Below are 4824 nucleotides of genomic sequence, written 5' to 3' on the forward strand. Positions count from 1 at the left end.
TTCATAAGGTGTGTAAGAGCCTTTTTTGTATGTAGGAATAGGTTTGTTTTACACATTGTTACGCTACTTGTGATAAAAGTCTATTTACAGCGTAACAGTGTTATGTTACATTGTTATCAGGAAGGAGTGTTATACAGTTGAGTACAGATTTAATTTCAAAAAAAGATTTATTAGAACTAACTGGTATTTCATACGGACAGTTATATAGGTGGAAAAGAAAAAATTTAATTCCGGAAGATTGGTTTGTACGAAAATCAACGTTTACAGGTCAAGAGACATTTTTTCCGAAAGAAAAGATATTAGAGCGTATCGATAAAATCCAAACGATGAAAGAGGATTTATCACTTGATGAACTAGCGAACATGTTTTCGCCGAGTGTGAGAGAAATTCTTTTAACAAAGGAAGACATTTTATGCAAGGGGATTGCATCAGAACCAGTTTTACAATTTTTCATAGAACAAACGAATAAAAGAGCAGAGTTTCAATTTGTAGATATTCTTTATGTGTACATGTTAGAAGAATTACTACAATCAGGAGAGATTAGTTTAGAAGAAGGAAAAATGGTCTTGCAAGTTTTACGTGAAAATTATGAAGCAATTAAACATAAAACTTGTGACTTAATTATTGTCCGAAAGTTAGGTATTTCTACATGTTTATTGGTTTCAAACGTGGACGATTTAATTTTTGAAAAAGGCACCAAAATCGTTTTACGCGAAGCGATTATGAAATATACCGAAGCATTAAAAACTAAATTGTTGTAGTGGAGGAGAAAGTATGCGTACAGATAATTTGATTATAAATGGTTACGGTTCATCGAATGGTGGCGAGTTTCATAAAGTGCAATTAAACGGAAAAGGAACTGTGAATGGAAATGTTGAATGTGAGCAATTTGAATGTAACGGTTACGGTGCAGTTACTGGCGATTTGAAAAGTAGCAGTGCACGAATTAGCGGATCTGGTAAAGTTGATGGCACAGTTCATGCTGAAACGATGCGAATTGATGGAAAAGCAACAATTACGCAAAATGTAAAAGCAAACAGTTTAAAAATTGCAGGAAAAGGTACGATAGGTGGAAATGTCACTGGTGAAGAATTTAAAGTCAATGGTCAAGCTACAATTGACGGTAATTGTGAAGTGGATACTTTTTCTTCAGAAGGACAATTTACAATCGGTGGTTTATTAAGCGCAGATGAAATTAATATAAATATTCACGGTACATGTCGAGCGAAAGAAATTGGTGGTCAAACGATTAAAGTAAGACATAGATCAGGTACATTTAGTAGGCTATTTAAAACAGTATTTGGCTTGCAGTTAGAAGCTGAACTATTAGAAGGTGACAATATCGATATTGATTATGCTCACATAAGAACGGTAAGAGGAAACAATGTTACAGTAGGAGCAAACTGTGAGATTGAACTGATTGAATATACCGGTGTTCTTACTGTTGATAAAAATGCAAATGTAAAAGAAATTAAGCAGGTTTAACGGAAGGGAGAAATCAGTATGGAACATCCACATAGTCTCACAGTAAATGGTTCTGGTAATTCAGCAGGCGGAGATTATAATAAAGTGAAGATTCGCGGTGAAGGAACAATTACGAATGATATGAGTTGCAATGAGTTTAAAACGTACGGAACGAGTGATGTACGCGGTAATGTGAAAGTGAAAAACTATGTCGTGTATGGAGATAACGAAGTACAAGGAAATGTAGATGCGGAATATGTAAAAGTATATGGTAATACACAAATTCATGGTGATGCTCATATTGAAAAAACAAAAGTTAGAGGTATGATAAATATTGAAGGAAAGTTTTCAGGTGATTTCGTAGATGTAAAAGGTGCTTTAAATGTAAAGGGAGATATTGAAGTAGAAGATTTATCATTAACTGGTGGTCTTGAAAGTGATGGATTACTTAATGCTGAAAATATTCAAATCTCACTTCGTTATGAAGGCAGTAAGGTAAGAGAAATTGGTGGTAAAAAAATTACCGTTCGTAAAAAAGCGAGATTTATTCCTTTTACTAGTCATGCTGGAAACCTCCAAACTTCAATTGTTGAAGGAGATGATATCTATTTAGAACATACGATTGCTGAAGTTGTAAGAGGCAACAACGTCACAATTGGTCCTGGATGTGAAATTAGTGTTGTAGAATATCATACTAGTTTTAATCAAAAAGGTAATGCAGTCGTAAAAGAACATAAACAAATATAAGTAGTATGAGGGAGAGCAAGAGATATGGTTGAGAAGAATAATAAGCTCGGCTTTGTTGTGGCGGGCTTATTGCTAGGTATTTTAATGGCATCGATGGATAATACCATTGTTGTAACGGCGATGGGAACAATCGTTGGTGACTTAGGAGGCCTCGAAAACTTTGTATGGGTCGTTTCTGCCTATATGGTCGCAGAAATGGCAGGCATGCCGATTTTCGGTAAGCTATCAGATATGTATGGTAGAAAGAGATTCTTTATTTTCGGTTTAATCGTCTTTATGATTGGTTCGGCACTTTGTGGTACTGCTGAAAATATTACACAGTTAGGTATTTATCGTGCTATTCAAGGTATTGGCGGCGGGGCATTAGTGCCGATCGCGTTTACTATCGTTTTTGATATTTTTCCACCTGAAAAACGCGGGAAAATGGGTGGTTTATTCGGAGCTGTATTTGGATTATCTAGTATTTTCGGGCCATTACTTGGCGCATATATTACCGATTACATTAGCTGGCACTGGGTATTTTATATTAACTTACCACTTGGCGTTTTAGCACTTATTTTTATTACATTCTTTTATAAAGAATCACGCGTTCATAGAAAGCAAAAGATTGATTGGTTTGGCGCAATTACTTTAGTTGGTGCAGTAGTTTCTTTAATGTTTGCGCTTGAACTAGGCGGACAAAAATATGATTGGGATTCTAATTTCATTTTAAGCTTATTTGGTGGATTCGCTATTTTAATCATCGCATTCATTTTTATTGAACGAAAAGTAGAAGAACCAATCATTTCATTTGAGATGTTTAAGCAACGCTTATTCGGAATGAGTACAATTATTGCTTTATGTTACGGTGCTGCATTTATGTCAGCAACTGTGTACATTCCGTTATTTATTCAAGGTGTATACGGTGGTACCGCAACAAACTCAGGATTATTACTTTTACCGATGATGTTAGGATCAGTCGTAACAGCGCAGTTAGGTGGATTTTTAACGACTAAGCTGAGCTACCGAAACATTATGATTATTTCTGCTGTTATTATGTTAATCGGATTATTCTTATTAAGTACATTAACGCCAGAAACAAGTCGTGCATTATTAACGGTTTATATGATTATTATCGGATTTGGAGTAGGTTTCTCATTCTCTGTACTAAGTATGGCTTCAATTCATAACTTCGGTATGGAACAGCGTGGATCTGCAACTTCAACGAGTAACTTCATTCGTTCATTAGGAATGACACTAGGTATTACAATCTTCGGAATGATCCAAAGAACAGGTTTCCAAGATCAATTAGAAGAAGCATTTAAAGGGATGAGCGGGGGAATGAATACAAAATTAGGGGATTCAAGAGCCATTTTATCAGAATCGGCAAGATCTCAAATCCCTCCGCAAATATTAGATAAGATTATTGACGCTCTTTCTAGTTCAATTGTTCAAACATTCATGTGGGCATTGGTACCAGCTGGATTAGCATTCATATTCATTTTCTTTATGGGAAATGAGCGTATGGTAATTAAGAAAGAACAAATGAATAAAAAGAGTGAAACATCAAAAGCGTAATGAAAAAGCTCCTTTCCAATTGGAAAGGAGCTTTTTCGTATGTACGGTGTTAGATTAGCCTTCGATAATTTCGTATTCTTCGTCTGCAAGTAATAAAATTTGCGTTTTCTTGCCTTTGTTTTGAACTTCGATTACATCGTATGCGCCTAAGTCTCTTACTTTGCTTTGAGAAGCGTTAACCATAACTTCAATAGAATCAATTAAGATATCTTCTTCAATATATGATTCAGGCAATGCCATATCTTCAGTATCTAATACACACGCATATAGATTTTGTAAATTTTCAGTAGTTGGGTTTTGTTCCTCAACATCAATGATATTTTTTACTGCATCCATATTTTCTTCTTTTGCTTGGTACACTTTAATTTTAGCCATAATTTTAATCTCCTTTATAACGTAATCGTAGAGGCTACACCTCATTATAACGTTTTTTTTATGAAAGATGAAATTGTTATATGTATTTATAGTAAAAATTATGTGTCCTTACTCAAAATTGGTGTAATTTCCATATAAATGTACGAGTAGGTAACGATAATGTTACGTTAAAGTTATATTGTCCAAACTTTTCTTATTTTCTTCTCATATATATGTAGTAGCAATTCTATATAGAGAAGGGATGGAGTGTAAGTGGGTTGTGAACCGAGAGTTTCTAGAGATTTTGTTCAAGTACCTGAACTGGTAGGTTTTCGATTACTTTTATCACATCCAGCTGGAGACCCTTTAAACTACGGATTATTATTTATTAATTTTCCTGATACGATTTTTATTTTTATATTGGCATCAAACGGATACCTTTCCATTTCGAACTGTTTAAAAATAGAGGGCGGAACTGGTGATGCCGAAATAGAAGAGATAAAAAAATGATAGAGGATGACGTTAACACGTACAAATCAGTTGTTAAATTGACTAAAGTATATAAGAACGGTGAGACGGAATCTTTTATTTATAAAAATGAGTTATAATACATGTATTTAAATGCACCCTCAAACTATTGTTGAGGGTTGCTACATAATTAATTATGTTGGTCCTTCAAACCGTTTGTTAACGGGTAAGAAA

General features: G+C 34.5%; 5 protein-coding genes and 1 pseudogene. 5 read left to right on the forward strand and 1 reads right to left on the reverse strand.

All coding sequences use genetic code 11. The features are described from left to right. The first annotated feature begins 137 nt into the window (after positions 1 to 137). The 4 genes from ABWK52_RS27615 to ABWK52_RS27630 are packed head-to-tail and all read left to right on the forward strand — an operon-like array spanning position 138 to position 3768. Positions 138 to 761, forward strand: a complete 624-nt coding sequence (locus ABWK52_RS27615; protein ID WP_000102238.1) for a YhbD family protein — start codon at positions 138 to 140, stop codon at positions 759 to 761. 13 nt (positions 762 to 774) lie between these two features. Beyond that, positions 775 to 1485 carry a bactofilin family protein gene (locus tag ABWK52_RS27620; RefSeq protein WP_001258384.1) on the forward strand — a complete coding sequence of 237 codons (711 nt, stop codon included), beginning with the start codon at positions 775 to 777 and terminating at the stop codon, positions 1483 to 1485. Between the two features lie 18 nt (positions 1486 to 1503). Next, complete coding sequence (locus ABWK52_RS27625) at positions 1504 to 2211, forward strand: hypothetical protein (RefSeq protein WP_000400911.1); 708 nt, start codon at positions 1504 to 1506, stop codon at positions 2209 to 2211. Between the two features lie 24 nt (positions 2212 to 2235). Beyond that, positions 2236 to 3768, forward strand: coding sequence for an MDR family MFS transporter (locus tag ABWK52_RS27630; protein ID WP_098281285.1), 1533 nt, complete (start codon positions 2236 to 2238; stop codon positions 3766 to 3768). Between the two features lie 54 nt (positions 3769 to 3822). On the opposite strand, the gene ABWK52_RS27635 is transcribed toward ABWK52_RS27630, so the two are convergent. Beyond that, a complete protein-coding gene (locus tag ABWK52_RS27635; RefSeq protein ID WP_001062731.1) occupies positions 3823 to 4143 on the reverse strand; it encodes a hypothetical protein in 321 nt (106 codons plus the stop codon). 261 nt (positions 4144 to 4404) lie between these two features. On the opposite strand from ABWK52_RS27635, the pseudogene ABWK52_RS27640 reads away from it, so the two are divergent. Beyond that, positions 4405 to 4730, forward strand: a pseudogene (locus ABWK52_RS27640) (BC_2878 family exosporium-associated protein); the annotation flags it as partial. Between the last annotated feature and the right edge of the window lie 94 nt (positions 4731 to 4824).

This window comes from Bacillus sp. AP50 (genome assembly GCF_040492675.1).
In the GTDB taxonomy this organism is placed as follows: domain Bacteria; phylum Bacillota; class Bacilli; order Bacillales; family Bacillaceae_G; genus Bacillus_A; species Bacillus_A cereus.

Coding starts and splice junctions, on each gene's coding strand:
- ABWK52_RS27620 (WP_001258384.1), top strand. CDS start 775: ATGCGTACAGATAATTTGATTATAAATGGTTACGGTTCATCGAATGGT.
- ABWK52_RS27625 (WP_000400911.1), top strand. CDS start 1,504: ATGGAACATCCACATAGTCTCACAGTAAATGGTTCTGGTAATTCAGCA.
- ABWK52_RS27630 (WP_098281285.1), top strand. CDS start 2,236: ATGGTTGAGAAGAATAATAAGCTCGGCTTTGTTGTGGCGGGCTTATTG.
- ABWK52_RS27635 (WP_001062731.1), bottom strand. CDS start 4,143: ATGGCTAAAATTAAAGTGTACCAAGCAAAAGAAGAAAATATGGATGCA.